The organism is Williamsia phyllosphaerae, from assembly GCF_014635305.1.
Taxonomy (GTDB): Bacteria; Actinomycetota; Actinomycetes; order Mycobacteriales; family Mycobacteriaceae; genus Williamsia_A; species Williamsia_A phyllosphaerae.
In genome coordinates this window covers 374,828-397,456 of the sequence record NZ_BMCS01000002.1, presented here as the reverse complement: position 1 = coordinate 397,456, position 22,629 = coordinate 374,828, and the positions used below count along the sequence as shown (strand labels likewise).

At 68.2% G+C, this 22,629-nt stretch carries 23 protein-coding genes; 8 read left to right on the top strand and 15 right to left on the bottom strand.

Going from position 1 to position 22,629, the window contains the following annotated elements; translation table 11 throughout:
• Nucleotides 1-93: 93 nt before the first annotated feature.
• Nucleotides 94-327 (top strand): hypothetical protein, encoded by a 234-nt coding sequence (locus IEV93_RS15795; protein WP_188490930.1) that lies wholly within the window; start codon nucleotides 94-96, stop codon nucleotides 325-327.
• On the opposite strand, the gene IEV93_RS15790 is transcribed toward IEV93_RS15795, so the two are convergent.
• Nucleotides 272-1,270 carry a DMT family transporter gene (locus IEV93_RS15790; protein ID WP_188490929.1) on the bottom strand — a complete coding sequence of 333 codons (999 nt, stop codon included), beginning with the start codon at nucleotides 1,268-1,270 and terminating at the stop codon, nucleotides 272-274. The two genes, IEV93_RS15795 and IEV93_RS15790, sit on opposite strands and share 56 nt — an antisense overlap.
• A gap of 46 nt (nucleotides 1,271-1,316) precedes the next feature.
• On the opposite strand from IEV93_RS15790, the gene IEV93_RS15785 reads away from it, so the two are divergent.
• Complete coding sequence (locus IEV93_RS15785) at nucleotides 1,317-2,663, top strand: aminotransferase-like domain-containing protein (RefSeq protein ID WP_229705229.1); 1,347 nt, start codon at nucleotides 1,317-1,319, stop codon at nucleotides 2,661-2,663.
• Here the strand turns inward: IEV93_RS15785 and IEV93_RS15780 are convergent.
• From IEV93_RS15780 to IEV93_RS15765, 4 genes are all read right to left on the bottom strand, one after another.
• Nucleotides 2,597-4,891 (bottom strand): DUF2254 domain-containing protein, encoded by a 2,295-nt coding sequence (locus tag IEV93_RS15780; RefSeq protein ID WP_188490927.1) that lies wholly within the window; start codon nucleotides 4,889-4,891, stop codon nucleotides 2,597-2,599. The two genes, IEV93_RS15785 and IEV93_RS15780, sit on opposite strands and share 67 nt — an antisense overlap.
• Before the next feature lie 91 nt (nucleotides 4,892-4,982).
• Nucleotides 4,983-5,297 carry a hypothetical protein gene (locus IEV93_RS15775; protein ID WP_188490926.1) on the bottom strand — a complete coding sequence of 105 codons (315 nt, stop codon included), beginning with the start codon at nucleotides 5,295-5,297 and terminating at the stop codon, nucleotides 4,983-4,985.
• 44 nt (nucleotides 5,298-5,341) lie between these two features.
• A complete protein-coding gene (locus IEV93_RS15770; RefSeq protein WP_229705228.1) occupies nucleotides 5,342-6,703 on the bottom strand; it encodes an MFS transporter in 1,362 nt (453 codons plus the stop codon).
• Between the two features lie 70 nt (nucleotides 6,704-6,773).
• Nucleotides 6,774-8,318, bottom strand: coding sequence for an HNH endonuclease signature motif containing protein (locus IEV93_RS15765; RefSeq protein WP_268237502.1), 1,545 nt, complete (start codon nucleotides 8,316-8,318; stop codon nucleotides 6,774-6,776).
• A 332-nt stretch (nucleotides 8,319-8,650) separates the two neighbouring features.
• On the opposite strand from IEV93_RS15765, the gene IEV93_RS15760 reads away from it, so the two are divergent.
• Both IEV93_RS15760 and soxR read left to right on the top strand, forming a co-directional pair.
• A complete protein-coding gene (locus IEV93_RS15760; RefSeq protein ID WP_188490924.1) occupies nucleotides 8,651-8,986 on the top strand; it encodes a hypothetical protein in 336 nt (111 codons plus the stop codon).
• A gap of 43 nt (nucleotides 8,987-9,029) precedes the next feature.
• Complete coding sequence (gene soxR, locus IEV93_RS15755) at nucleotides 9,030-9,485, top strand: redox-sensitive transcriptional activator SoxR (RefSeq protein WP_188490923.1); 456 nt, start codon at nucleotides 9,030-9,032, stop codon at nucleotides 9,483-9,485.
• Between the two features lie 6 nt (nucleotides 9,486-9,491).
• Here the strand turns inward: soxR and IEV93_RS15750 are convergent, their stop codons facing one another.
• The 7 genes from IEV93_RS15750 to IEV93_RS15720 form a co-directional block, all read right to left on the bottom strand.
• On the bottom strand, nucleotides 9,492-9,950 hold the full coding sequence (locus tag IEV93_RS15750) for a VOC family protein (RefSeq protein ID WP_188490922.1): 459 nt from the start codon (nucleotides 9,948-9,950) through the stop codon (nucleotides 9,492-9,494).
• Nucleotides 9,951-10,020: 70 nt separating this feature from the next.
• A complete protein-coding gene (locus IEV93_RS15745; protein ID WP_188490921.1) occupies nucleotides 10,021-11,391 on the bottom strand; it encodes an aspartate aminotransferase family protein in 1,371 nt (456 codons plus the stop codon).
• Nucleotides 11,388-12,416, bottom strand: coding sequence for a TIGR03842 family LLM class F420-dependent oxidoreductase (locus IEV93_RS15740; RefSeq protein ID WP_188490920.1), 1,029 nt, complete (start codon nucleotides 12,414-12,416; stop codon nucleotides 11,388-11,390). Before IEV93_RS15740 ends, IEV93_RS15745 begins: the two co-directional genes overlap by 4 nt.
• Nucleotides 12,417-12,472: 56 nt before the next feature.
• Complete coding sequence (hydA, locus tag IEV93_RS15735) at nucleotides 12,473-13,894, bottom strand: dihydropyrimidinase (protein WP_188490919.1); 1,422 nt, start codon at nucleotides 13,892-13,894, stop codon at nucleotides 12,473-12,475.
• A gap of 32 nt (nucleotides 13,895-13,926) precedes the next feature.
• Nucleotides 13,927-14,772 (bottom strand): nitrilase-related carbon-nitrogen hydrolase, encoded by an 846-nt coding sequence (locus tag IEV93_RS15730; RefSeq protein ID WP_188490918.1) that lies wholly within the window; start codon nucleotides 14,770-14,772, stop codon nucleotides 13,927-13,929.
• Nucleotides 14,773-14,862: 90 nt separating this feature from the next.
• On the bottom strand, nucleotides 14,863-15,483 hold the full coding sequence (locus IEV93_RS15725) for a LysE family translocator (protein WP_188490917.1): 621 nt from the start codon (nucleotides 15,481-15,483) through the stop codon (nucleotides 14,863-14,865).
• A 75-nt stretch (nucleotides 15,484-15,558) separates the two neighbouring features.
• Complete coding sequence (locus IEV93_RS15720; RefSeq protein WP_188490916.1) at nucleotides 15,559-15,786, bottom strand: hypothetical protein; 228 nt, start codon at nucleotides 15,784-15,786, stop codon at nucleotides 15,559-15,561.
• A gap of 113 nt (nucleotides 15,787-15,899) precedes the next feature.
• On the opposite strand from IEV93_RS15720, the gene IEV93_RS15715 reads away from it, so the two are divergent.
• Both IEV93_RS15715 and IEV93_RS15710 read left to right on the top strand, forming a co-directional pair.
• A complete protein-coding gene (locus IEV93_RS15715; RefSeq protein WP_188490915.1) occupies nucleotides 15,900-16,913 on the top strand; it encodes a patatin-like phospholipase family protein in 1,014 nt (337 codons plus the stop codon).
• Nucleotides 16,907-17,476: a GNAT family N-acetyltransferase gene (locus IEV93_RS15710; protein ID WP_188490914.1), complete on the top strand. Its 570-nt coding sequence runs from the start codon at nucleotides 16,907-16,909 to the stop codon at nucleotides 17,474-17,476. The genes IEV93_RS15715 and IEV93_RS15710 overlap by 7 nt, the downstream gene beginning before the upstream one ends.
• Before the next feature lie 18 nt (nucleotides 17,477-17,494).
• Here IEV93_RS15710 and IEV93_RS15705 read toward each other — a convergent pair whose 3' ends face one another.
• From IEV93_RS15705 to IEV93_RS15695, 3 genes are read right to left on the bottom strand one after another with little or no spacing between them, the layout of a single operon-like run.
• Nucleotides 17,495-18,259 (bottom strand): amino acid ABC transporter ATP-binding protein, encoded by a 765-nt coding sequence (locus tag IEV93_RS15705; protein ID WP_188490913.1) that lies wholly within the window; start codon nucleotides 18,257-18,259, stop codon nucleotides 17,495-17,497.
• A complete protein-coding gene (locus tag IEV93_RS15700) occupies nucleotides 18,259-19,107 on the bottom strand; it encodes an amino acid ABC transporter permease (RefSeq protein ID WP_188490912.1) in 849 nt (282 codons plus the stop codon). Before IEV93_RS15700 ends, IEV93_RS15705 begins: the two co-directional genes overlap by 1 nt.
• Nucleotides 19,104-19,982, bottom strand: coding sequence for an ABC transporter substrate-binding protein (locus tag IEV93_RS15695; RefSeq protein WP_188490911.1), 879 nt, complete (start codon nucleotides 19,980-19,982; stop codon nucleotides 19,104-19,106). The genes IEV93_RS15700 and IEV93_RS15695 overlap by 4 nt, the downstream gene beginning before the upstream one ends.
• A 95-nt stretch (nucleotides 19,983-20,077) precedes the next feature.
• Between IEV93_RS15695 and IEV93_RS15690 the strand changes: the two genes are divergently transcribed.
• Together IEV93_RS15690 and arcA are read left to right on the top strand one after the other, a co-directional pair.
• Nucleotides 20,078-21,340, top strand: a complete 1,263-nt coding sequence (locus IEV93_RS15690; RefSeq protein WP_188490910.1) for an MFS transporter — start codon at nucleotides 20,078-20,080, stop codon at nucleotides 21,338-21,340.
• 36 nt (nucleotides 21,341-21,376) lie between these two features.
• Nucleotides 21,377-22,624, top strand: a complete 1,248-nt coding sequence (arcA, locus tag IEV93_RS15685) for an arginine deiminase (RefSeq protein ID WP_188490909.1) — start codon at nucleotides 21,377-21,379, stop codon at nucleotides 22,622-22,624.
• Nucleotides 22,625-22,629: the final 5 nt, after the last annotated feature.

Below are 22,629 nucleotides of genomic sequence, written 5' to 3'. Positions count from 1 at the left end.
AGCGTGCCGAAACGCCCCGTCGAGCCTAAGCACGCTCGAGGGGTGTTTTCGGCCCGCTCGGCGGAGGTCGCGACCGGGCGTAGAGTGCGGCTCATGCCCGAGATCACCATTACCGTCGACGACGCGCACCTCGCGGCCATCGACGAGGTCGTGGCCGCGGTCCGCGCGAGTGGCGTCGAGGTGACCGGGGTGCACGCCGCGATCGGCCTCATCTCGGCCACCGTGCCCGCGGATCGGCGTACGGCGTTGTCGGAGATCACAGGTGTCGGCGCTATCGAAGAGGCACCGGTGTTCCGCGCGGCACCTCCGGACTCGCCGATCCAGTGACCGCCGGGGTGGCGACCGCCGCAGTTGCCGCCGAGGACATGCGGCTCCGCACCGCGCCCCACGCGCATCCGACGATCACCACGCCACCGATGACCAACGGTGCCGTGATCGCCTCTCCGATGAGCAGGGCCGACCAGATGAGGGTCAGCACCGGCTGGATCAGCTGGGTCTGACTGACCGTCGTCATCGGACCGATCGCCAGTCCGCGGTACCAGGCGAAGAATCCCAGGAACATGCTGACCACGCCCAGGTAGGCGAACGCCGACCACTGCGCCGCGCTCGCGTGCGGCGGTGCGAGGACCGCGACGACGACGGTGGCGACCGACATGACCGGGAACGCGACGACCAGCGCCCAGCTCACCGTCTGCCAGGCGCCGAGTTCCCGGGCCAGCAGCCCGCCCTCGGAGTAGCCGAGCGCACCGAGCAGCACGGCCCCGACCAGATAGAGGTCACCGATGCTCGGGCTGCCCAGCGAGCCGTGCGCGATGAACGAGTAGCCGATGACCGCGCACGCTCCGGCCACGCTGAACAGCCAGAACCGGCGCCCGGGCCGCTCGCCGGTGCGCATCACCACGGTGGCCGCGGTGATCGCGGGCAGCAGTCCGATGATGACCGCCGAGTGGGCTGCGGTGGTGGTGGTCAGGGCCAACGAGGTGAGAACAGGGAAACCGACGACGATGCCGATCGCCACGACGACGAGTCGGGTGACCTGGGACCGACTCGGGAACCGCACACGGCACACGGCGAGCGCGATCATCGCGAGGACGCCGGCGACCACCGCTCGGGCGGTGCCGACGAACAGCGGATCAAGTGCGCCGACCGCCACGCGCGTGAACGGGACCGTGAACGAGAAGGCCAGCACGCCGAGGAAGCCGAACCAGACACCGGACCGTGTGGAAAGCGGTGTCGCGGACCGGACGAAAGCGCTATCGTTGCTACTCATGTCGAACGATAGCAGTACGCGAATCGCGGGTCACCTCCGTTCCCTGGTGGCCGATTCGTCCCCGGGGAGCCGGTTGCCCTCGACGCGCATCCTGGCCGAACGCTTCACCGCGGGCCCGGTGACGGTGCAACGCGCCATCGCCACCCTGGTGGCCGACGGACTCGTCGAGACCCGGCCCGGTGCAGGCAACTTCGTCGTGCACCGCCCGCGCACTCGTCGCACCGCCGACGTCGACTGGCAGACCACGAGCCTCGGCCCGGAGCGCAGTGGCGCATCGCCGGTGGGCTCGTCGCTGCGCGGCGTCGACCGCGAGACCATCGCGCTGCACGGCGGCTACCCGCACATGTCACTGATGCCCATGCGCGAGGTGCGCTCGGCGTTGGCCAAGGCGATTCGCGAGGACCGCAGCTTCGAAAGGCCGCCGATCGCCGGGGTCAGCGAGCTGCGGGCGTGGTTCGTCCGAGAACTGACCGGCGTCGCAGACGACGCGTGGCGCGACTCCGACGCGGTGATCACCTCCGGCGGTCAGAGTGCGCTGTCCACGGTGTTCCGCGCCCTCGCCGGCCCGGGCGAACCGATCGTCATGGAGTCGCCGACCTACTGGGGTGCGATCACCGCTGCCCGGCAGGCCGGTCTGGTCATCGTGCCGGTGGCCCGCACGACCGGCGCACCGAGGCCGGAAGATCTCGACGACGCCCTGCGGTCCTCGGGTGCGCGACTGTTCTACGCCCAACCGAACTTCGCCAATCCCACCGGTGCACTGTGGAACCCGGCGGATCGTCGAGAGATCCTCGACGTGATCCGTTCGCGGCGCGCGTTCCTCGTCGAGGACGACTGGGCACACGACTTCGCCATCGACGAGACCCCGGTCCCGCTCGCGACGGCCGACGGTGACGGTCACGTGGTCTACATCCGATCGTTGACCAAGAGCGCGTCGTTGACGTTGCGGGTGGCCGCGGTGGTCGCGCGTGGACCGGCGCGCAACCGGATCGCCAACGCGTTGGCGGTCAACGACCTCTACGTCTCGCCGCTGCTGCAGCAGGCGGCGCTCGATGTCGTGACCCGACCGTCATGGCGCACCCACTGCACCCGACTGCGGCGCGAACTCACCGAACGCCGGGACCTGTTGGTGCGCAGCGTCGCCGAGCATGCACCCGACCTCGAGTTGACCCACGTTCCGCGTGGCGGGTTGAACTTGTGGCTGAGACTGCCCGAGGACGCCGACGCCGAGACCTACGCCGCCCGCGCACTGACCCGCGGGGTGTCGATCTCGCCGGGTGCGGAGTGGTTCCCGGCCGATGTGTCCGGGCCGCACATCCGGCTCAACTACGGGAGTTCGGATCCGAGCAGGTTCGCCGAGGCGGCCGGGGTGATGCAGTCGTTGCTGGGGTGAGCCACCGCCGGTCCGCGTCGGCTACCCGACTCCGATCCGAGCCCCTGGGAGTCCGAGGCGCTCGCCAGGCGGCGGTCGAGCGGGGAGTCCCACTCGGTGGTGCTGCGGACGTCGAGTGCGGCGAGTCGTTCGACCAGCGGCGGGTGCTGCGCCTCCGGGCAGTTGTCGATCAGGGTCGTCAGCAACCCCCGTAGTCGGCGCTGCACCTGCATGGATCCACCGCTGAACTGTCGGATCTCGTCGGTCGCGATGGAGACGTGGTCGGCCCAGGAACGTCGGTATCCGGTGATCCGCGAGAACGTGACGTCGGCGGTGCCGGCGCGCAGTCGCGGTGCCAGTACGAGGAGCAGGTCCTCGAGGTGGTTCAGTGCCTGGACCGCGAGACCGGGGTTGTTCACCGACGTCGACAACGCCTTGGATGCGACGTCGACGATGGACTGTAGTGCGGCGACCGGGCTCACCGATGGTTGGTGGGTGTCGCCGAAGATCAGTGTGCCCTGCAGTTGATGTGCCGGATGTTGGTGCGGCGCCAGCCCGGTCGGGGTGCCGCGGACCTCGAACACCGGGCTGTCGTGGGGGACGAAGTCGCCGATCGCGGGCAGGATCGCCACCGACACCTCCCAGCGGGTCGCCAGTCGCTGGATCCGTGCGAGATCGATGGCCAGCAGGACGCGACCGTGTGCGGGGACCTGCCGCAACCGCACCACGATCACCGACGCCGGGTCGACGTCGGCGTCGGCGGGCGGCTGGGACATGGTCGGGTTCCCGGCCGACTCCTCGAGTGTCTCGGTGTCGGTGGGCACCTCGGGGTAGCGCCGCAGGATCGCGCGATGACCCTCGGCGGCGATCCACCGCAGCAGGCGTTCGGAGTTGAGGACATTGCCCACCTTCGAGACCAGCATCACGAACATGACTGCACTGATCAGCGTCAGGACCATCGCGATGGCCGTCGACACCACAGGCGCCTCGACTTTCGTGGTGCCTGGCTGCCCGCCGATCGCGATCTCCAGTGCTATGCCGAGCGCGAAGACGAACGTGGCCAGGAAGACACCGATCGACGCACGCATGGTGCGATCCTGCTGCAGCATCGGGATGACGCGCACCGAGATCTGGGTCGCCCCGAACTGCATGGCCAGGGTGATGGCGGTGAACACCAGCGCGGTGAGGGTGATCATCGCGCCCGCGATGACGCTGAGCAGGGTGGCCAGGGCGCCACCGTCGATGCCGTCGACGGTGAACTGGTCGTCGGCGGTGTCGAGCGCCACCGACGCGATGACCGCGAGACCGACCAGGATCAGGGGTAGGCGCCAGATCGGCACCGGCCGCAGCCGCCGCCGCGTGCGCTGCCACGCGATCGCGGTGGCGAGTCGGTGGGGTGGCCGTGCGGTGGTGCCGTCGAGGGCGGAGTCATCGAGGGCGGCGGGGACCGGCGGTGGCGTGCCGACGCTCGCGGGGGTGGTCACCTCGGGCAACCCGAAACGTCCGGAGATGGACTCCTGCACAATGATCTTCGCCCGCACCATCGGCTCGCGGAAACGTTCCTCCCGGGCCAGCGATCGACTCCGTTTGCCCGGGTTGCGGGCGTATCGCCACCGCGCCCACGGAGCGGCGGGCCGACTCAGACGGATCGCGCCGACGATCAGCAACGGGACGATGAACAGTCCGACGAGCCCGGTCCACAGCTTCCCCTTGAGCACGGTGATCACCGCGAGGCCCAGCTCGACGGCCAACCAGATCGTCGTCGCGACGACCGCGGCGATCGAGTGGTCCTCGCGGAGTTCGCCGACGTCGCCGTCGAAACCGATGGGGCGGATGCCGAACAGGAACAGCACGACGATCGCGATCGCGACGAACACCGCGTCGATCGACGCGCGCCCCTCCTCGGCCCAGTAGACGTCGCGCAGGTGCAGCACGAGTGCGAACTCGTCGAGTACGAGCGCCGTCCCGACACCGAACACCGCGGCGAGGACGCAGTTCGCCACCGGGGTCTGCTCGTCGGAGAGCACCACGAGTCCGAATCCGGAGAGCAGCATGAACACCAGACCGAAGATGACGTGGTGGATGTGCATCCCGCCCGGGGTGACGTTGCCCGGCCACCACGACACCTGGGCCCGGATCATCCGCACGCTGAACCGGATGAAGAGAAACGTCAGGACGAAGGCGACGAGCAGGAAGAAGATGGGCAGTCGGCCTGTGTCGACGAATCTCTCGGTGAACCAGTGCGACATCGCGAGTCTCCTGTGTACGTGGGAGAACGGTATAACGCAGCGCCGATGTCCATGACAGGAATCGGCGGTCGGGAGGCGGGTGGGGTGCGGCTCAGCGGTCGAGCAGTGCGCTGCCGGTCCCGCCGAGCGAGATCAGGAAGAGGGCGAGCAGAAACCAGCTCGCGCCCTGCCAGATCTGCCAGCGGCCCTTGGCCTGCCAGGTGCGATAGGTCCACCAGAGCGCGCCGGCCGCGCCTGCGAGGACCAGGAGCGGGAACACGATGATGATCGCGAGCGGCACCGGATCGTAGAGAAGGCCACCCACGCCGAGGAACAGCGCAGCGACCACGATGACGGTGATCGCGTAGGTCGCCGCCTGGCGAAACGTGGGGTCGGGCTCCTGAGTGCTGATGTCTCCAGCATCCATGGGGTCATGGGCCTCGTCAAACGACGTCGCCGCGCTCCTGGGGACTACACCGTCGCGTCGGCGGACAACCCCGTGCTGCGGTGGCCCAGAACCGCGACGTTGATCATCAGGGCGACCATGGCGACCGCGACGAGGGCGAACACCGCGCCCGACCCGTTGGCGTCGAGGAACGGCAGCAGGATGAACGGCAGGACGCCGGTGGCCAGTTTCGACAGCGAATACGCCGCGCCCGCAGCCGTTCCGCGGATCGCGGTGGGGTAGGAGTCGGCGAGATACACGTGATACGCGTTGGAGAACAGGTTCGACGCCATCGTGTAGAGCACACCGGACACGACGATCGCCCACGCGGCGTCGGCGAACCCGAACCAGAGTCCGAACGCGGCCATCAGCCCGGCCGAGGAGATCACCAGCCACTTGCGCTCGATGCGTTCGACGATCGGGATGGCCAGAACGGATCCGAGTGGGTAGCCGATGTAGGTCGCCGCGACGAAACCCAGCGACGTGACGAGATCGAACCCCTTGTCCAGCAGGATGATGGGCGCGAGGGTGCCGAACCCGTAGTACCCGAAGACCTCGAGGACCGACAGGATCCAGAGCATGGTCGTGCGTCGGGTCAGCGGCGCACGGAACAGTGCGGTCGGCGGGACCTTCTTCATCGGTGTGACCGTCAGGTGCGGATCGGGCTCGGCCAGCACGTGGCCGGCGTCGATGGCCTGCTGCTCGAAACGACGGCAGATCTCGTCGGCCTCGTCGTGGCGGCCTTGCGTCTCCAACCAGCGCGGTGACTCCGGCAGGCCCCGACGGACCAGCCACACCGCGAACGAGCCGAGCCCGCCGAAGACGAACAGCCAGCGCCATCCGTCGACTCCGAACGGTTCCAGGGGCACGAGCCACCTCGCCAGCAGGCCGACGGTGGGGACTCCGAGGAACGCGACCGTGTAGGCCCAGGAGATGAACTTGCCCCGCATGTTCTTGGGCAGCAGGTCCGAGAGGTACGAGTCGGCGAGTGCGAACTCGGCTCCGATGCCAATCCCGGCGATGAACCGGGTGACGACCAGGAACGTCGCGTTGGGGCTGAATGCGCCGAGCAGCGAGAACAGCGAGTACACCGCGAGGTTGATCATGAACGCGCGGCGCCGGCCCACCCGGTCGGCGTATCGGCCCATCACCGCGGCACCGAGGAACTGGCCCAGGAAGGCTGATCCGAGGAGCAGGTTCAGCTCGGTCCGGCTCAGGTCGAGGTCGGTTCGCAGCACCGACGAGATGGTCGCGGCCAGGAAGTTCTCGTAGAGGTCGAAGAACAGGCCGAGGCCGATGACGCCGGTGGCCACCCAGTGCGCGCGCACGATCGGCAGGCGGTCGAGACGCGCGGCGACACTCACCGCGGGGGTCTGGAGATCAGTCACTTCGACAGACTAATAACCGATACTCACGTGCGGGCAGCGGGTCGAGCACCTCATGGCGCCCGGAGTCTCTTCACATGTAGCTGACCGGGCGCCGGGGCCAGGCGACGTCTGCGGTGGGCCGCGGTATCCGTTCGATCAGTCGAAGCGCCAGTCGGTGCTCGATGCTCGACAACGGGATCTCGACGTGTGATGTGTTCTCGACCCACGGGTCATCGTCACCGTGTTGGTCGAGGAGTTCGCGGATGTGGTGTCGGTGGTTGGCGTGGAGTTCCTCGGGTGGGTCGGTGTTGCGGCGCCAGCCGTATCGGCCGCGGTCGGGGCCGGTGGTGATTTTTTCGGTGGTCCATTGGTCGGGGTTGGGGCCGACGGCCCGGTTGTGGGGGCCGCATGCGGGTGCGAGGTGGTTGGCGTCGGTGGTGCCGCCGTCGGCCCAGTCTTTTTCTGCGTGGTGGATTTCGCAGTGCGCGTAGGGGGTCGGGCAGTCCGCTGCCCCGCAGCCGCCGTATTTCGCGAATAACAGGAATCGTTGGGCTTGGGATGCGAGGCGGTGGGCGCGGCCGAGGAACAGTGGTTCGGCGGTGTGGTCGTCGAACACCGCGAGATGCATCTGCGCTTTCGCCGCCAGCGTCAGCACGTCGGTGAAGGGGAGGTCGGTGCCGGTCGCGGTGTTCGCGACGCCGGCGCGGTCGCGGAGTTCGTTCTCGGTGATCGAGATGATGATGTGCGGTGGCAGTCCGCGATGCGACGCACCGAGCAGGCCGCCGTCGGCCGCGCACTGCAGCAGCGCTTTCAATGCGTCGTGGTTGCGTTGGGCCGCTGAGCGGGTGTCGCGGCCGGCGGCGTCGCGCAGATGGTCGGGGTCGATGCCGGCGGTGTCGCCGCGCGGAGACTGATCGTCGTCGGGGTTGTTCATCCCGGGTGCCGCCCACGCCGCGAGCACCACCTCGAACAGTGCCCGGGTGGTCGGGTCGAGGGTCCCGGACAGTGTCGACATCAGCTGCGCGTCCTGAGAACCCAATGACAGCTTCCGGTTGCGGGCGCGGTCACGGTCGTCGGTCAGGGTGCCATCGGGGTCGAGGTAGGCCAGGATCCGGACCCCGAGCTGGGTGATCTCCCGCGGCGTCAACCGACGCGCTTCGGTGGCCAACGCGGATTCGGCTTTCGCTGTCTCGTCGGGGTCGACTGCGGCGGGAACCTTGGCCAGTACGTCGAGGATCGCATCGACGTGCTCGGCACCCAGGTGTCCGTCGGCCAGGCCTACTGCGGTGTTCGGGGCGCGGGGTGGGAGTTTCTCGCCGGTCATCGCATGCATGGCTTCGAGGTGTTGGACTGCGCGTAACCGTCTGCGGGGGCGGGTGATCCGTAACCGGGTCGACATGTAGTCGGTCAGGCTTTTCGACCCCGACACCCGGAAGGCCTCCCGATCAGACACGTCCAGGATCCGTCGGTTTCCGATCGATTCCATCCGCCGCACCACCCGCTCATGACGCTCGGCCAACTCCGCGACCACCGCATCGCTACATGCATCCGACGAGCCAGCTGCGATCTCGTCTAGGAGCTGTTCGAGCGCAGCGTAATTCGCTTCCAGAACAGACACGGTATCGGTGTCAGGCATATCGGCGATGGTCACGAAGCACTCCTCCCCGGGCGCGGCTACATTGTCAGCGTACCACAACTACTCGAACACATGTTCGAACATTCGAAGTCTTCCCGCGTTCTGGGGATGGTGAAAAGCCGCTGACGGTGCGGAAAGCGCTCATCGAGTGTGCGTTGTTTTGCGGCACGTCTCGCGTATCGCTGCCAGCACACTCGATGGCGCTTTCCACACAGTCAGCACCTCGGGGCCCCGATACGGCGGCCCGTGCCGGGGAACATTCGGGTTCTGTCAGCGCATCCAAGAGTTCGACACCGCACACCGCGGCGAGTTGACGAACCAGGGGCGGCATCATGATGGCGGACAGCGCAACGTCGAGTTCGAGTGGCTGGAACATCGCTGACCGGGTGGCCACCGCGGTGCTGGTCACCGTGCAGTGCGCGCTCTTTGTTCGGCTGATGCTCCCGAGTTCGGACTGGGCGCGCGATCCGACGTCTCTCGGCGCCATGCTCGTCGGCAGCGGCGCGGTCGCAATCGGCGGACCGATCATCATCGCCGTGACCATCGGGTTCGCGTGTAGGGCGTACTACTGCGATCGGGTGTCGGTCTCCATCCCGCTCGTGGGGATCCTCGTACTGATCGCGACCTACATCTTCCCGGCCATCCTGGTCACCGCAATGCGAAGCTGATCGGGACTTCAATCTCACTTGAAGTCGGCGTAGGGTGCTCGGCATGCCTCCGAAGAATGTCGAACTCACCGTCGGGGAGTTGGCGCAGCGTGCCGGCGTCGCCCCGTCGGCGGTGCGCTTCTACGAGGACAAGGGACTCATCTTCAGTCGTCGCACCTCGGGCAACCAGCGCCGGTACCACCGCGCGATGTTGCGGCGGGTCGCGTTCATCCGGGCGTCGGCCGCCGCCGGTATCCCGCTGACGAAGATCGGTGAGGTGCTCGCGGTGCTGGGCACCACCGAGTCCCCGACCCCGCGGATGTGGGAGAAGGCGTCGAAGCAGTGGATCGACGACATCAACGAGCGCATCGAGTTGCTCGAGCACATGCGTGACCTGATGGGGTCGTGCGTGGGGTGCGGCTGCCTGTCGATGAGCAGTTGCAAGCTGCTCAACCCCGACGACGTCGCCGCGACGACCGGCCCGGGCGCCTCACGCCTGCGGGTGCCTCGCGAGACCTGAGGCTCCTCAGGCGTTGTCGGCGCCGGCCTCGAGATCGGCGATGACGATCTTCTGCATCTGCAACATGGCCTGTATCGCGCCGTTCGCGCGCGCCGGGTCCGGGTCGGACAGCAACTCGTACAACCGCGTCGGGACGATCTGCCAGCTGAGTCCGAACCGATCCCTGAGCCATCCGCACTGCGACTCCTCGCCGCCGACGACGAGCTGATCCCAGTAGTGGTCGACCTCGGCCTGGTCAGCGCAGGAGATCACCAGCGACACCGCCTCGGTGAACCGGAAGTCCGAGGGGTAGTTCAGCGCCATGAACCGCTGTCCGACGAGTTCGAACTCGGCCGAGAGGACCGGACCGTCCTCCGACGACCGGTTGACCCCGTGGACGGTCGTGTCCGGGAACACCGACGTGTACAGCTCGAGTGCCTCCTCGAGATCTTCGTTGAACCACAGGGACGGGGTGATCGATGCCATGACTGCTCCTCGGACGCTGGTGGGTGCTGACCGTACAGACCTGCCGCGGCGCCCGAACTCATCGCTGCGTCTACGACACCACGTGTCGGTCGGCGAGGTCGAGGACCTCGTCGAGGACACCCATCGCGTGGGAGAGGTCGTCGTCGGAGGTGACCAGCGGCGGCGCGAGATGGATGCGGTTGAAGTGGGTGAACGGCCACACCCCGCGCTCCTTGAACGCCCCGACGAGTTCGGCCATCGGCGCCGCCGCCGCGCCGGATGCGTTGAACGGGACCAGTCCCTCGCGGGTCTCGGGATTGCGGACGAGTTCGATCGCCCAGAAGAACCCCATACCGCGGATCTCACCGACCGACGGATGATTGTCGGCGATCTTCTCCAGGGTCGGGCGGATGAGGTCCTCGCCGGTCGCGCGGACCCGGTCGATGACGCCGTCGGCCTCGAAGGCCTTGATCGACGCCACACCCGCGGCACAGGCCAGCGGATGCCCGCTGTAGGTGAGGCCGCCGGGGTAGGGGGTGTCGGCGAAGTGGTCGGCGATGCGCGACCCGATGACGACCCCGCCGAGCGGGACGTAGCCGGAGTTGACGCCCTTGGCGAAGGTGATGAGGTCCGGGGTGACGTCGAAGGCGTTGACGCCGAACCACTCTCCGAGGCGGCCGAATCCGACCATGACCTCGTCGGCGATGTAGACGATGCCGTACTCGTCGCACAGCGCGCGGACACCGGCGAGGTATCCCGGCGGCGGGACGATGACGCCGTTGGTGCCGATGACGGTCTCGATGATGATCGCGGCGATGGTCGCGGGGCCCTGCAGCTCGACCACCTGTCGCAGATGATTCAGTGCCGCAACGCCCTCCGCCTCGATCGAGTCGGTGTTCCACGGCGACCGGAACGGGTACGGGCCGAAGAACCGGGCGACGTCGTTACCCGTCGGCTCGGCGCGCCAGCGACGGGGATCGCCGGTCAGCCCGATCGTGGTGCCCGAGGCGCCGTGATAGCTGCGGTACATCGCCAGCACCGTCGAGCGGCCGGTGGCCACGCGCGCCATGCGGATCGCGTGCTCGTTGGCCTCGGCACCGGCGTTGGTGAAGAACACCTTGTTGAGGTCGCCCGGCGCCCGTTCGGCGATGAGTCGGGCCAGTTCGCCGCGTTTGTCGTTGGCGAACGACGGCGCGATGGTCGGCAGGATCCGGGCCTGTTCGCAGATCGCGTCGACGATGGCGGGGTGGCCGTGGCCCGCGTTGGCGTTGACGAGCTGCGAGCCGAGATCGAGATACCGTTTGCCGTCGTAGTCCCAGAACCAGGAGCCCTGTGCGCCGGCGATCGGTAGCGGGTCGATCTGCGCCTGGGCCGACCACGAGTGGAAGACGTGGGCGCGGTCGTCGGCGCGGACCTGCGCTCCGGTCGCGGGGTCGGGTGTGGGGACGGAGTTGTCGGTCATGTGTTCATTGTGCCCTGCACCAGGGCAGGCATGACCTGCGCGCCGTACGCCTCGAGCGTCTCGGAGTTGGCGTCGTGCTGCAGGTAGACGGCGAACTGGTCGACGCCGAGTTCGCGGAGTTCGGCGAGGCGCTCGACGTGCGTGGCCGGTGGACCGATGATGCAGAAGCGGTCGACGATGTCGTCGGGCACGAAGGTGGTGTGGCTGTTCCCGGCGCGGCCGTGCTCGGTGTAGTCGTAGCCGGTGCGTCCGGCGATGTACGAGGTGAGCGCCTCGGGGACCTCCGATGTCGCGCCGTAGCGGGTGACGATGTCGGCGACGTGGTTGCCGACCATGCCTCCGAACCAGCGGCACTGCTCGCGCGCGTGGGCCAGCGAGTCGGGGGAGTCGTCGGCGGTGACGTAGGCCGGTGCCGCGACGCAGAACCGGATGGCGGCCGGGTCGCGTCCTGCGCGTTCGGCGGCCGCCCGCACCTGCCCGATCATCCACACGGCGATGTCGGGGTCGCCGAGCTGCAGGATGTAGCCGTCGGCGACCTCACCGGTCAGCGCGAGTGCTTTCGGGCCGTAGGCCGCGACCCAGACCTCCAGCGCGGAGCCGTGACTCCACGGCAGCCGCAGCGTGGTGCCGTCGATCTCCATCTCGCCGGAATTCCCCAGCGCGCGGATCACCCGGATCGACTCGCGCAGGGTGGCGAGCGTGCTCGGTCGACCGTCGAGGGTGCGGACCGCGGAGTCGCCCCGGCCGATGCCGCAGATGGTGCGATTGCCGTACATCTCGTTGAGCGTGGCGAACGTGGACGCGGTGACCGTCGGTTCGCGGGTCGCGGGGTTGGTCACCATCGGCCCGACGACGACCCGGTCGGTGGCGGCGAGGATTGCCGAGTGGATGACGTACGGCTCCTGCCACAGCAGGTGGGAGTCGAACGTCCAGACGTGGCTGAACCCGAGCTGTTCGGCGCGCACGGCGAGGTCGACCACCTCCGACGCGGGCGGATTGCACTGCAGCACAACACCGAGATCCATGATGTACCCGACCTCCTTCTGGTCCAGCTCCGCTGCGCTTCGTGTCCGGCCGGCCGTCAGATCAGGTTCTGCGACAGGCCGCGTTTGACGAACGAGCCATGGGTCCTGGAGCCGTGATAGGCGCCGTCGTCGACGATGACCCGGCCACGCGAGATGACGGTGTCGACGTGGCCGTCGATCTCGAAGCCCTCGTAGGCCGAGTAGTCCATGTTCATGTGGTGGGTCTTCTCGACGCCGATGCTGGTGTGTCCGTTCGGGTCGTAGATGACGATGTCGGCGTCGGCACCGGGGGAGATGATGCCCTTGCGCGGGTACATCCCGAACATGCGCGCGGGCGTCGTGCAACAGATGTCCACCCAGCGTTCGAGCGAGATCTTGCCGTCCTTGACGCCCTGGAACATCAGGTCGATCCGGTGTTCCACCGACCCGATACCGTTCGGGATCTTCGCGAAGTTCCCCACGCCCATGTCCTTCTGGTCCTTCATGCAGAACGGACAGTGGTCGGTGGCCACCGTCGTCACGTCGCCGGTGCGGATGTAGCGCCACAGTTCGTCCTGGTGACCCTCCGCGCGTGGGCGCAGCGGGGTCGAGCAGACCCATTTGGCGCCCTCGAAACCCGGTGCGCCGAGCTGCTCCTCGAGGGACAGGTACAGATATTGCGGGCACGTCTCGGCGAACACGTTCTGCCCGTTGCCCCGTGCCGTCGCGATCTGTTCGAGGGCCTGCTTGGCCGAGACGTGTACGACGTAGAGCGGCGCCTTGGTCAGATGCGCCAGCATGATCGCCCGGTGCGTGGCCTCCTCCTCCATCTGCCATGCGCGTGATGTGCCGTGGAAGATCGGATCGGTGTCACCACGGGCGAGGGCCTGCTCGACCAAGACGTCGATCGCTATCCCGTTCTCCGCGTGCATCATCATCAGCGCGCCGAGTTCGGCCGCGAACTGCATGGCCTGCAGGATCTGGCCGTCGGTGGAGTAGAAGACCCCCGGGTAGGCCATGAACAGCTTGAAGCTGGTGATGCCCTCGGCGACGAGTTCGGACATCGCCTTGAGTGAGTCGGTGTCGACGCCGCCGATGATCTGGTGGAAGCCGTAGTCGACGGCACAGTTGCCCGCGGCCTTCTCGTGCCACGCGGCGACGGTGTCCTGCAACCGCATCCCCGGGTTCTGCACGGCGAAGTCGATGATGGTCGTCGTGCCACCCCACGCCGCGGCACGGGTCCCGGTCTCGAAGGTGTCGGAGGCGAAGGTGCCACCGAACGGCATCTCCATGTGCGTGTGCGCGTCGATGCCACCGGGGATCACGTAGCGCCCGGTCGCGTCGATGGTGTGATCCGCGCTCGCCGCGAGATCCGCTCCGAGAACGGTGGATCCGGGCGCGATGACCGCGACTATCGTCTCGTCGGAGATCAGGACGTCGAGGGGTTGGGCACCGGTGGTCGACACCACCGTTCCGCCGTGGATGAACGTCGTCGACACTTCGGTGTCCCTTCGATCGAGGAGAGCGGACGTCAGGGTGCGGTGAGCGGGCCGTAGGCGTCCGGGCGGCGGTCGCGGTAGAACGCCCACCGATTGCGCACCGTTTCGATGAGACCCAGGTCGAGGTCGCGGACGATGAGTTCGGGGTCGGTGTCGGAACCCACCTCGCCCACGAATTTGCCCTCGGGGTCGACGAAGTAGCTGGTGCCGTAGAAGTCGTTGTCGCCGTACTCCGCCTCGACGCCGACGCGGTTGATCGCGGCGACGAAGTACTCGTTGGCGACGGCCGATGCGGGCTGTTCGAGCTTCCACAGGTAGCTCGAGAGGCCGCGGCTGGTGGCCGAGGGGTTGTAGACGATCTGCGCACCCGCGAGACCGAGTGCGCGCCAGCCCTCGGGGAAATGGCGGTCGTAACAGATGTAGACACCTACCTTGCCGACGGCGGTGTCGAACACCGGCCATCCGAGGTTGCCGGGGCGGAAGTAGAACTTCTCCCAGAAGCCGGGCAGCTGCGGGATGTGGTGTTTGCGGTATCTCCCGAGCAGCGTCCCGTCGGCGTCGATGACCACCGCGGTGTTGTAAAGGAACCCGCCCTGCTCGCGTTCGTAGATCGGGACCACCATCACCATCGACAGCTCGCGCGCTAGGTCGCAGAACGTGTCGGTGGTCGGACCGGGGATCTCCTCGGCGAAGGCGTAGTACTTCTCCTCCTGCACCTGGCAGAAGTAGGGCGCGTCGAACACCTCCTGGAAGCCGATGATCTGCGCGCCCTGCAGCGCCGCCTCCCGTGCGTAGTCGATGTGCGCGGCGATCATCGTCTCGCGGTCACCGGTCCACGAGGTCTGGACGATCGCGGCACGGACGGTCTGCTCGTTCATCCCCAGATTCTGCGCCCAGACGCGTTTCTGCGGCATTGCATTCGGGTAAAACGATCGCCGCCCTCGCGGTGGTGGGCCCGGGTCAGCGGATCACTCGGTGGCGAGCCGGAGTCCGAACGCGACCAGGGCCGCGCCGGTCACGGCATCCATCGTGCGACGGATGCGTCTGCGGGTGAAGACCTCCCGCGCCCGGTGGACGCCGTGGATGATCACCGCGAGGTACGCGGTACCGATCAGTGGGAACGTGACCGCGTAGACCGCGATCGCCGTGAGCGTGGGCTCGGTTCCCAGGAACTGCGGCAGCACAGCGAGGTAGAAGGCGATGACCTTCGGGTTGCAGATGTTGGAGATGAAACCCTGACGCCACCCCGCCACCGCGGACGACGACCCCCCGGACGGGGTGGTGTCGTCGCTGTACTCGCCGCGTCGAGCACTGCGCAAGGCCTGTACCGCGAGGAACAGCAGATAGGCCGCACCGACGTATTTGATGGTGAGGAACAGTGGTTCGACCGTGACGATGAGGACGCCGAGGCCGGCCGCGGCCGCGGTGCTCTGCACGACGCTGGCGGTGCTGATCCCGAACAGACACCAGCCCCCGCGACGCCGACCACCCTGCAATGTGTTCTTGATGGCCACGGCGGTGTCGGGTCCCGGCAACAGTGTCAGCAGGGCGACGAGCCCGAGGAACGCTGCGTAGGAAGCCCAGTTCATGCAGGCCACGATAAGGCCTGCTCGCGCTGCCCCCAAGGTGCGTCGTTGCGCCCCGCCGACGGTGCGAGACCAGAGTCAGCAGTTCTTCCCGCTCAACGGGAAAGATTGCTGACTGTGTCGCGGTTCGCGGTGAAAGTACGACACCGTCGTCGACACGAGAGCCAGCACGGCGAGCCCCATGACACCGGCGTAGATCTGCAGCGGGGTGTCGCCCTGCCCGGATGGTGTCGGCGAGCGCCGGCTTGCGGCGCATTGCGTAGAGCAGCGCGGCGGCACGGTCGTGATGGTGGCGGGGGTGGCCATCGAATTCCTCTTTCACACGTGGTCGGTGCGGCCAGCGTGTCCGGCTCGCCTGGGAAGTCGATGTGGTGTGCCCACGGAACCGCTGCGAGGTGACGGCTCGTACGCTGGACGGCGTGAGCACAACAACCGTTGCGGTGGCGCTCGGCAGTGGCGGTGCCAGGGGGTACGCCCACATCGGTGTCCTGCAGGTGCTGGAGGAACGCGGCTACGAGATCGTCGGCATCGCCGGATCCTCGATGGGCGCCCTCATCGCGGGCCTGCACGCCGCCGGCCGACTCGAGGAGTACACGTCCTGGGTCACCGGGCTGAACCAGCTCGACGTGGTGCGGTTGATGGACGTCTCACTGTCGGCGCCCGGGGTCATCCACGCCGCCAAGATCCTCGACAAGGTGCGCGAGATCCTGGGTGAGGTGCAGATCGAGGACCTCCCGATCCCGTTCACCGCGGTCGCCACCGACCTCACCGCGGGCCGTGCGAAGTGGTTCCAACGCGGGCCGGTGGACACCGCGATCCGCGCATCGATCGCCATCCCCGGGGTCATCACCCCGTTCGTCCTGAACGGTCGCGTCCTGGTCGACGGCGGCATCCTCGACCCGGTACCGATCGCGCCCCTGGCCGCGGCCGGCGCCGACCTGATCATCGGCGTCGACCTCGGTGCGGACACCGGTGGGATCGACGCCGAGAGCCACGAATCGGCCCACGTGGTACCCGGCGCGATGGACATGATCCGACGGACCGCGTCGCCGTTGCTGGAACAGAACTTCGTCAAGTCCATCGTCGACCGGTTCGCCGGCGACCCGGGCGCGGAGGACGCCTCCGAGGTGGATCCCGACGGCGTGGCCGCGGTCGCGGAGACCTCCGATCAGGAGTCCCGCGTCATCGCCTCGCCGTCCGACGACTCGGCCCTGCGCAAGCTCAGTCGTTTCACGATCATGGACCGCTCGCTCGACATCATGCAGGAGGCGCTGGCCCGCTATCAGCTGGCCGCGTTCCCGCCGGACGTGCTGATCGAGGTGCCGCGCACCGCCATCCGCAGCCTGGATTTCCACCGGGCGACGGAGATGATCGAACTCGGTCGATCGCTCACCGAGCACGCGCTCGACGAGCAACAATCCCGGAGATGGTGATCGCACACCCCGACATCGGATTCCGCCCGCTGACACGCGACGACTTCGAGTTGCTCGCCCGCTGGCTGGCGACCCCCGACGTCGCGCGGTGGTGGCATCAGGAGTTCGACGGCGCCGCGCTGGAACGCGATTTCGGGCCGGGGATCGACGGCGCCGAACCCGGCGACAACCTCGTCGTGCTCGTCGCCGGGACACCGGTCGGTCTGGTCCAGCGGTGCCGGATCGCCGACTACCCCGAGTACCTGCACGAGTTCGAGCCGGTCATCGGAGCGGTGCCTCCGACCGCGTACACCATCGACTACCTGATCGGGGTCCCGGAGCTGATCGGACGCGGACTCGGTCCGGTGATCATCGCTTCGGTCAGCGCCGACACCTTCGACCGGTACGGCGACGCCCAGACGTTGCTGGTTCCCGTGGTGGCCGCGAACCGCCGGTCGTGGCGGGCTCTGGAGAAGGCGGGCTTCCGCATCGTCGCCAGCGGAGATCTCGTGCCCGACAACCCGATCGACGACCCCGCGCACCACATCCTGCAGCTCGACCGACCGGCCGACGCGTCCTCGTGACCCGGCCCCCGGGCGGGCTCAGCCAAGGTGTCGGGCGAGGAACTCCGCGGTGCGTGGACTGCTCGGCGCGGTGAAGATCTGCTCCGGCGGACCGGACTCCTCGATCCGGCCGTCGGCCATGAACACGATGCGGTCGGCAACCTCGCGGGCGAATGTCATCTCGTGGGTGGCCATCACGATCGTCATCCCGTCGGCCCGCAGACCCCTGATGACGTCGAGCACCTCGCCGACGAGCATCGGGTCGAGCGCCGAGGTGATCTCGTCGAGCAACAACACCTGCGGGTCCATCGCGATCGCGCGGGCGAGTGCGACCCGCTGCTGCTGACCACCCGACAGCGAGTCCGGGTACGCGCCGGACTTCTCCGACAGCCCGACCCGCTCGAGCAGGGCGTGCGCTCGGGCACGGGCGTCGGCACCGGAGATCCCGCGAGCCTTGACCGGTCCGAGGGTGAGGTTGCGCAGCACCGACAGGTGCGGGAACAGGTTGTAGGCCTGGAAGACGATCCCGATCGAACGCCGTACCTCGTCGACGTCGACACGCGGATCGGTGATCTCGCGCCCGTCGAGCCAGATGTCACCGTCGTCGAGGACCTCCAACAGGTCGAGGCAGCGCAACAGCGTCGACTTGCCCGATCCGGACGCGCCGATCAGGCAGACGACCTCGCCCTGCCCGACGGTGAGGTCGATACCGCGCAGGACGTCGTTGCCGCCGAACGACTTGCGGATCGCCACGGCGCGGAGCAGCTCGGTCGCCGAGGTCGCGTCTTTCCCGGTCGCGGTCATCAGAACCCGCTCTCGCGGCGCATCGAACGCACCGTCAGATAGTCGGTGAGACGGGCGAGGGGGATCGTGGCGACGATGAAGAAGCACGCAGCGACGACGTACGGGGTGAAGACGAAATCGCGACCGGAGATCACCTGGGCCGCGCGCAACGACTCCACCAGCCCGATCGTCGACAGCAGCGCGGTGTCTTTCTGCAGCGACACGAAGTCGTTGAGCAGCGGGGGAGCGACCCGTCGCAACGCCTGCGGCAGGATCACGTGCCGCAGGGTCTTGCCGTAGGACAGGCCGATCGCGCGACCGCTCGCCCACTGGGACGGGTGCACCGACAGGATGCCCGCGCGGATGACCTCGGCGACGTACGCGCCGTAACTCAGCGTCAGTGCGATGACGCCGAGCCAGAACAGGCTCGTCGGCAAGCCGCTCAACTCGAGCGCGGGCACACCGAAACCGACCAGCAGGACGATGAGAAGTGTTGGGGTGCCACGGAAGATGTCGGTGTAGAGCACCGCCACCAGTTTGACCGGCGCGAGCGCGGGGCTGGGGATGACCCGGATGATCGCGACGACGAGACCGAGCACGAGGACGAAGACCTCGACGACGAGGAACAGACGGATGTTGAGCCAGAACGACTTCGCGACGTCGGGGAACGACCCTTTCGCGTCGTGCCAGTCGAAGAACGTGGCGTGCACCCGGTCCCAGCCCGGGGAGGAGATCACGACCGCGATGACGAGGCCGAGCACGACGACCGTCGAGACCGCGGCGATGGCGGCCCGCGTCCGCGTCCGGCGACGCCGGTACCGCTGCCGCTCGAGTTGGCGTTCGCTCAGCGGCGTCGCGCGGGAGGTCACTTCAGTTCGGGAACGCTGGTCGCCCGGGTCAACCACTCGTTCTGGAGATCGGTCAGGGTGCCGTCGGAGTTCAACGAGTCGACCGCTGCGTTGACGCACGGAGTGAGCGCGCTGCCCTTCGACAGCAACAGTCCGAACCGTTCCTGCTCACCCTTCGTCGGCTGGAACTCGCCGACGATCTTGCCGCCGGTGATCTCCGCGGACGTCAGGTAGTACGCGGTCGGCAGGTCGGCGACGATCGCGTCGACCTGCTTGTTCTGCAGGGCCTGGCCGGCCTTGGAGGTGTCGTCGTAGACCAGCGGCGCGGTGGTCGGTGCGATCTGATCGATCGCGGTGAGCGAGGTGGTGGCGATCTGCGCACCGAGTTTCGCGCCCTTGAGGTCGGCGAGTGACGTCGCACCCGCGAACGGTGAGTCCGCGAGTGTGATGATCGCCTGCGAGGCCGAGTAGTACGGGCTCGAGAAGTCCACGGCCTTGGCCCGCTGCGCGGAGATCGAGAACTGGTTGATGTCGAAGTCGAAGTTCTTCTTGCCGGGCTGGATCACCTGGTTGAACCCCGCCTTGGTCCACTTGACCTGATTCTTGGTGAATCCGAGCTTGTCGGCCACGGCGTAGGCCACCGCCGACTCGAAGCCCTTGCCGTTGGTGGGGTCGTTGTCGCTGAACCACGGCTCGTACGCCGGGTCGTCGGTGGCCACGGTCAGCGTTCCCTTGGCCACGACCGGCAGGGTGGCGGGCTCGCACTCCGACAACGACGCCGACGCCGCGCCGGAGGCGGATCCGCCGTCGGAGTCGGAGGTGGGTGCGCAGGCGGCTGTCAGGGCGAGGGCCAGCACGGCGATGGCGGCCAGGCCGCGAGAGGTCGAGATCGTCATCTGCCAGATCGTAGGGAACGGTCGACGGTTTGGTGCAACGCCGGGCGATGGTCGACTATCGAACACATGCCGATCACGTCGAATCCGGGTCCACGATGAGACAGATCCCTCGCGGGATCTGGGTTCTGCTCGCCGCGAACTTCGTCATCGCCCTCGGCTACGGCCTGATCGCCCCCGCGCTCCCCAACTTCGCCCGCAGTTTCGACGTGTCCGTCGCCGCGGCGACGGTGATCGTCTCGGCGTTCGCGATGATGCGTCTGCTGTTCGCCCCCGCCAGCGGCAAGTTGGTGTCGCTGCTCGGTGAGCGGCGGGTCTACCTCACCGGCCTGCTCATCGTCGCGGCCTCGACGCTGGCGTGCGCCTTCGCCCAGAACTACTGGCAGCTGTTGATCTTCCGTGGTCTCGGCGGCATCGGCTCGACGATGTTCAGCGTCTCCGCGCTGGCGTTGCTCATCCGGCTCTCGCCCACCGATCTGCGCGGCCGCGTCTCGGGCTTCTTCAGCGGCGGCTTCCTCCTCGGCAACATCACCGGCCCGCTGATCGGCGCGGCGCTGGTCAACTACGGGTTGCGTCTGCCGTTCGTCGTCTACGCGGTCGCCCTGCTGATCGCCTCGGCGGTCGTGGCCACCCAACTGCGGGGCGTCGGCGGCCGCCCGGTCGGCGGATCGGGTCCGGTCCTCGACCCCGTCGGACTCCGGGAGGCGCTCCGCGACAGGACCTATCGGGCCATCCTCGCCTCGAGCTTCACCCAGGGTTTCGCGAGTCAGGGCGTGCGCGTGGCGCTCGTGCCGCTCTACATCGTCTACGGGCTCGACGAGTCCAGCGCGTGGTCGGGTGTGGTGCTCGCCGTGTACGCCGCGGGCAACGTCGCGTCCATCGTCGTCGCGGGGCGGCTCTCGGATCGCCTGGGGAGGAAGCCGATCATGCTGCCCGGTCTCGCCCTGATGTCGGGTGCCACCCTGGTCCTCGGCTACAGCGGATCCCTGTGGCTGGCCGGCGTCCTGAGCTTCGTGGCCGGCGTCGGGTCGGGGCTGTTCGCCCCCACCCACCAGGCGGCACTGGCCGACCTGCTCGCCAAGCGCGGTCAGGGCGGCACCGCACTCGCCGCCTTCCAGATGATCTCCGACGTCGGTGCCGTGACCGGGCCGATCCTCGCGGGTCTGATGGTCGACCACGCCGGTGGCTACGGTCCGGCGTTCCTGCTCACCGGCGCGGTGCCGCTCGTGGCCCTGGCGCTGTGGTCGGTCGCCCGGGAGACCGCCCCGGTGCGCACCGGCGAGCCCATCGACAAGCCCGTCATCTCGTCGATCCCACCCACGGCCGACGGCGACGCAACCGTGGAGCCGCCCCGTCGGTGAGCGGCGACGCGCCGCGCCGACGATTACCGTGTCCGCATGAGTGATCAGAGCGGATCTGCCGTCGATCCCGGATCGGCACCACCGCTGGGTGCGAATTCCGAGGTGGGTCGGCTCCGCAGTGTGATGCTGCACCGGCCGGGCGACGAGCTCCGGCGTCTGACCCCGCGCAACAGCGACCAACTGCTCTTCGACGGGTTGCCCTGGGTGGACCGGGCGCAGGAGGAGCACGACACGTTCGCCCAGGTGTTGCGTGATCACGACGTCGAGGTCCTGCTGCTCGGCGACCTGCTGCGCCAGACCATCGAGCTCAGTGGCGCCGCCCGCATGCAGGGCATCGCCGCAGCGGTCAGCGCGCGTCGCCTCGGGCACCACCTCGCCCAGGAACTCGCCGGCCACCTGCGCACCCTGCCGCCCGCCGACCTGGCCACGATCCTGATGGCGGGCATGACGTTCGACGAGATGCCCGAGAGCCCCGCCGCGGCGCGGGCGTCGCTGGTGCGACGGATGCATCACGGCGTCGAGTTCGCGATCGATCCGCTGCCCAACCTGCTGTTCACCCGGGACAGCTCGTTCTGGATCGGGACCCGGTTCGCGATCACCACCCTCGCGCTGCCCGCACGGGTGCGCGAGACATCGCTGACCGACCTGATCTACGCCCACCACCCGCGGTTCCGGGGCGCCCGTCGCGCCTACGAGTCGCACAGCGCCCCGATCGAGGGCGGCGACATCCTGCTGATGGCGCCGGGGGTCGTCGCGGTCGGTGTCGGTGAGCGGACCACGCCCGCGGGGGCGGAGGCGCTGGCGCGCAGCCTGTTCGACGACGGACTCGCGCACACCGTGCTCGCGGTCCCCATCGAGCAGCGGCGAGCGTCGATGCATCTCGACACCGTCTGCACGATGGTCGACACCGACGCCGTGGTGATGTACCCGGTGATCCAGGACTCGTTGTCGGCGTTCACGATCCGGATGGACGACGACACCCCGACCGTCGTGGGACCGGCGCCGTTCGTCGAGGCGGCCGCCGACGCCATGGGGATCGGCAAGCTCCGCGTCATCGACACCGGGCTCGACGCGGTGACCGCCGAACGCGAGCAGTGGGACGACGGCAACAACACCCTGGCGATCTCGCCCGGCGTCGTCGTGGCCTACGACCGCAACGTCGAGACGAACCGCCGCCTCCGGGACTCGGGTATCGAGGTCCTCACCATCGCCGGCAGTGAACTGGGCTCGGGCCGGGGTGGTCCGCGCTGCATGTCGTGCCCGGTCGCGCGCGATCTGCTGTGACGGGC

Bases quoted from the DNA above. Each gene is read 5' to 3' on its own strand.
- IEV93_RS15775 (WP_188490926.1), bottom strand. From the start codon at position 5,297: ATGGATGCTGGAGACATCAGCACTCAGGAGCCCGACCCCACGTTTCGC.
- IEV93_RS15705 (WP_188490913.1), bottom strand. From the start codon at position 18,259: ATGACCGCGACCGGGAAAGACGCGACCTCGGCGACCGAGCTGCTCCGC.
- IEV93_RS15690 (WP_188490910.1), top strand. From the start codon at position 20,078: ATGAGACAGATCCCTCGCGGGATCTGGGTTCTGCTCGCCGCGAACTTC.
- IEV93_RS15780 (WP_188490927.1), bottom strand. From the start codon at position 4,891: ATGTCGCACTGGTTCACCGAGAGATTCGTCGACACAGGCCGACTGCCC.
- IEV93_RS15790 (WP_188490929.1), bottom strand. From the start codon at position 1,270: ATGAGTAGCAACGATAGCGCTTTCGTCCGGTCCGCGACACCGCTTTCC.
- IEV93_RS15730 (WP_188490918.1), bottom strand. From the start codon at position 14,772: ATGAACGAGCAGACCGTCCGTGCCGCGATCGTCCAGACCTCGTGGACC.
- IEV93_RS15740 (WP_188490920.1), bottom strand. From the start codon at position 12,416: ATGGATCTCGGTGTTGTGCTGCAGTGCAATCCGCCCGCGTCGGAGGTG.
- IEV93_RS15760 (WP_188490924.1), top strand. From the start codon at position 8,651: ATGATGGCGGACAGCGCAACGTCGAGTTCGAGTGGCTGGAACATCGCT.
- IEV93_RS15725 (WP_188490917.1), bottom strand. From the start codon at position 15,483: ATGAACTGGGCTTCCTACGCAGCGTTCCTCGGGCTCGTCGCCCTGCTG.
- IEV93_RS15795 (WP_188490930.1), top strand. From the start codon at position 94: ATGCCCGAGATCACCATTACCGTCGACGACGCGCACCTCGCGGCCATC.
- soxR (WP_188490923.1), top strand. From the start codon at position 9,030: ATGCCTCCGAAGAATGTCGAACTCACCGTCGGGGAGTTGGCGCAGCGT.
- IEV93_RS15720 (WP_188490916.1), bottom strand. From the start codon at position 15,786: ATGGCCACCCCCGCCACCATCACGACCGTGCCGCCGCGCTGCTCTACG.
- IEV93_RS15710 (WP_188490914.1), top strand. From the start codon at position 16,907: ATGGTGATCGCACACCCCGACATCGGATTCCGCCCGCTGACACGCGAC.
- arcA (WP_188490909.1), top strand. From the start codon at position 21,377: ATGAGTGATCAGAGCGGATCTGCCGTCGATCCCGGATCGGCACCACCG.
- IEV93_RS15750 (WP_188490922.1), bottom strand. From the start codon at position 9,950: ATGGCATCGATCACCCCGTCCCTGTGGTTCAACGAAGATCTCGAGGAG.
- IEV93_RS15695 (WP_188490911.1), bottom strand. From the start codon at position 19,982: ATGACGATCTCGACCTCTCGCGGCCTGGCCGCCATCGCCGTGCTGGCC.
- IEV93_RS15765 (WP_268237502.1), bottom strand. From the start codon at position 8,318: ATGCCTGACACCGATACCGTGTCTGTTCTGGAAGCGAATTACGCTGCG.
- IEV93_RS15745 (WP_188490921.1), bottom strand. From the start codon at position 11,391: ATGACCGACAACTCCGTCCCCACACCCGACCCCGCGACCGGAGCGCAG.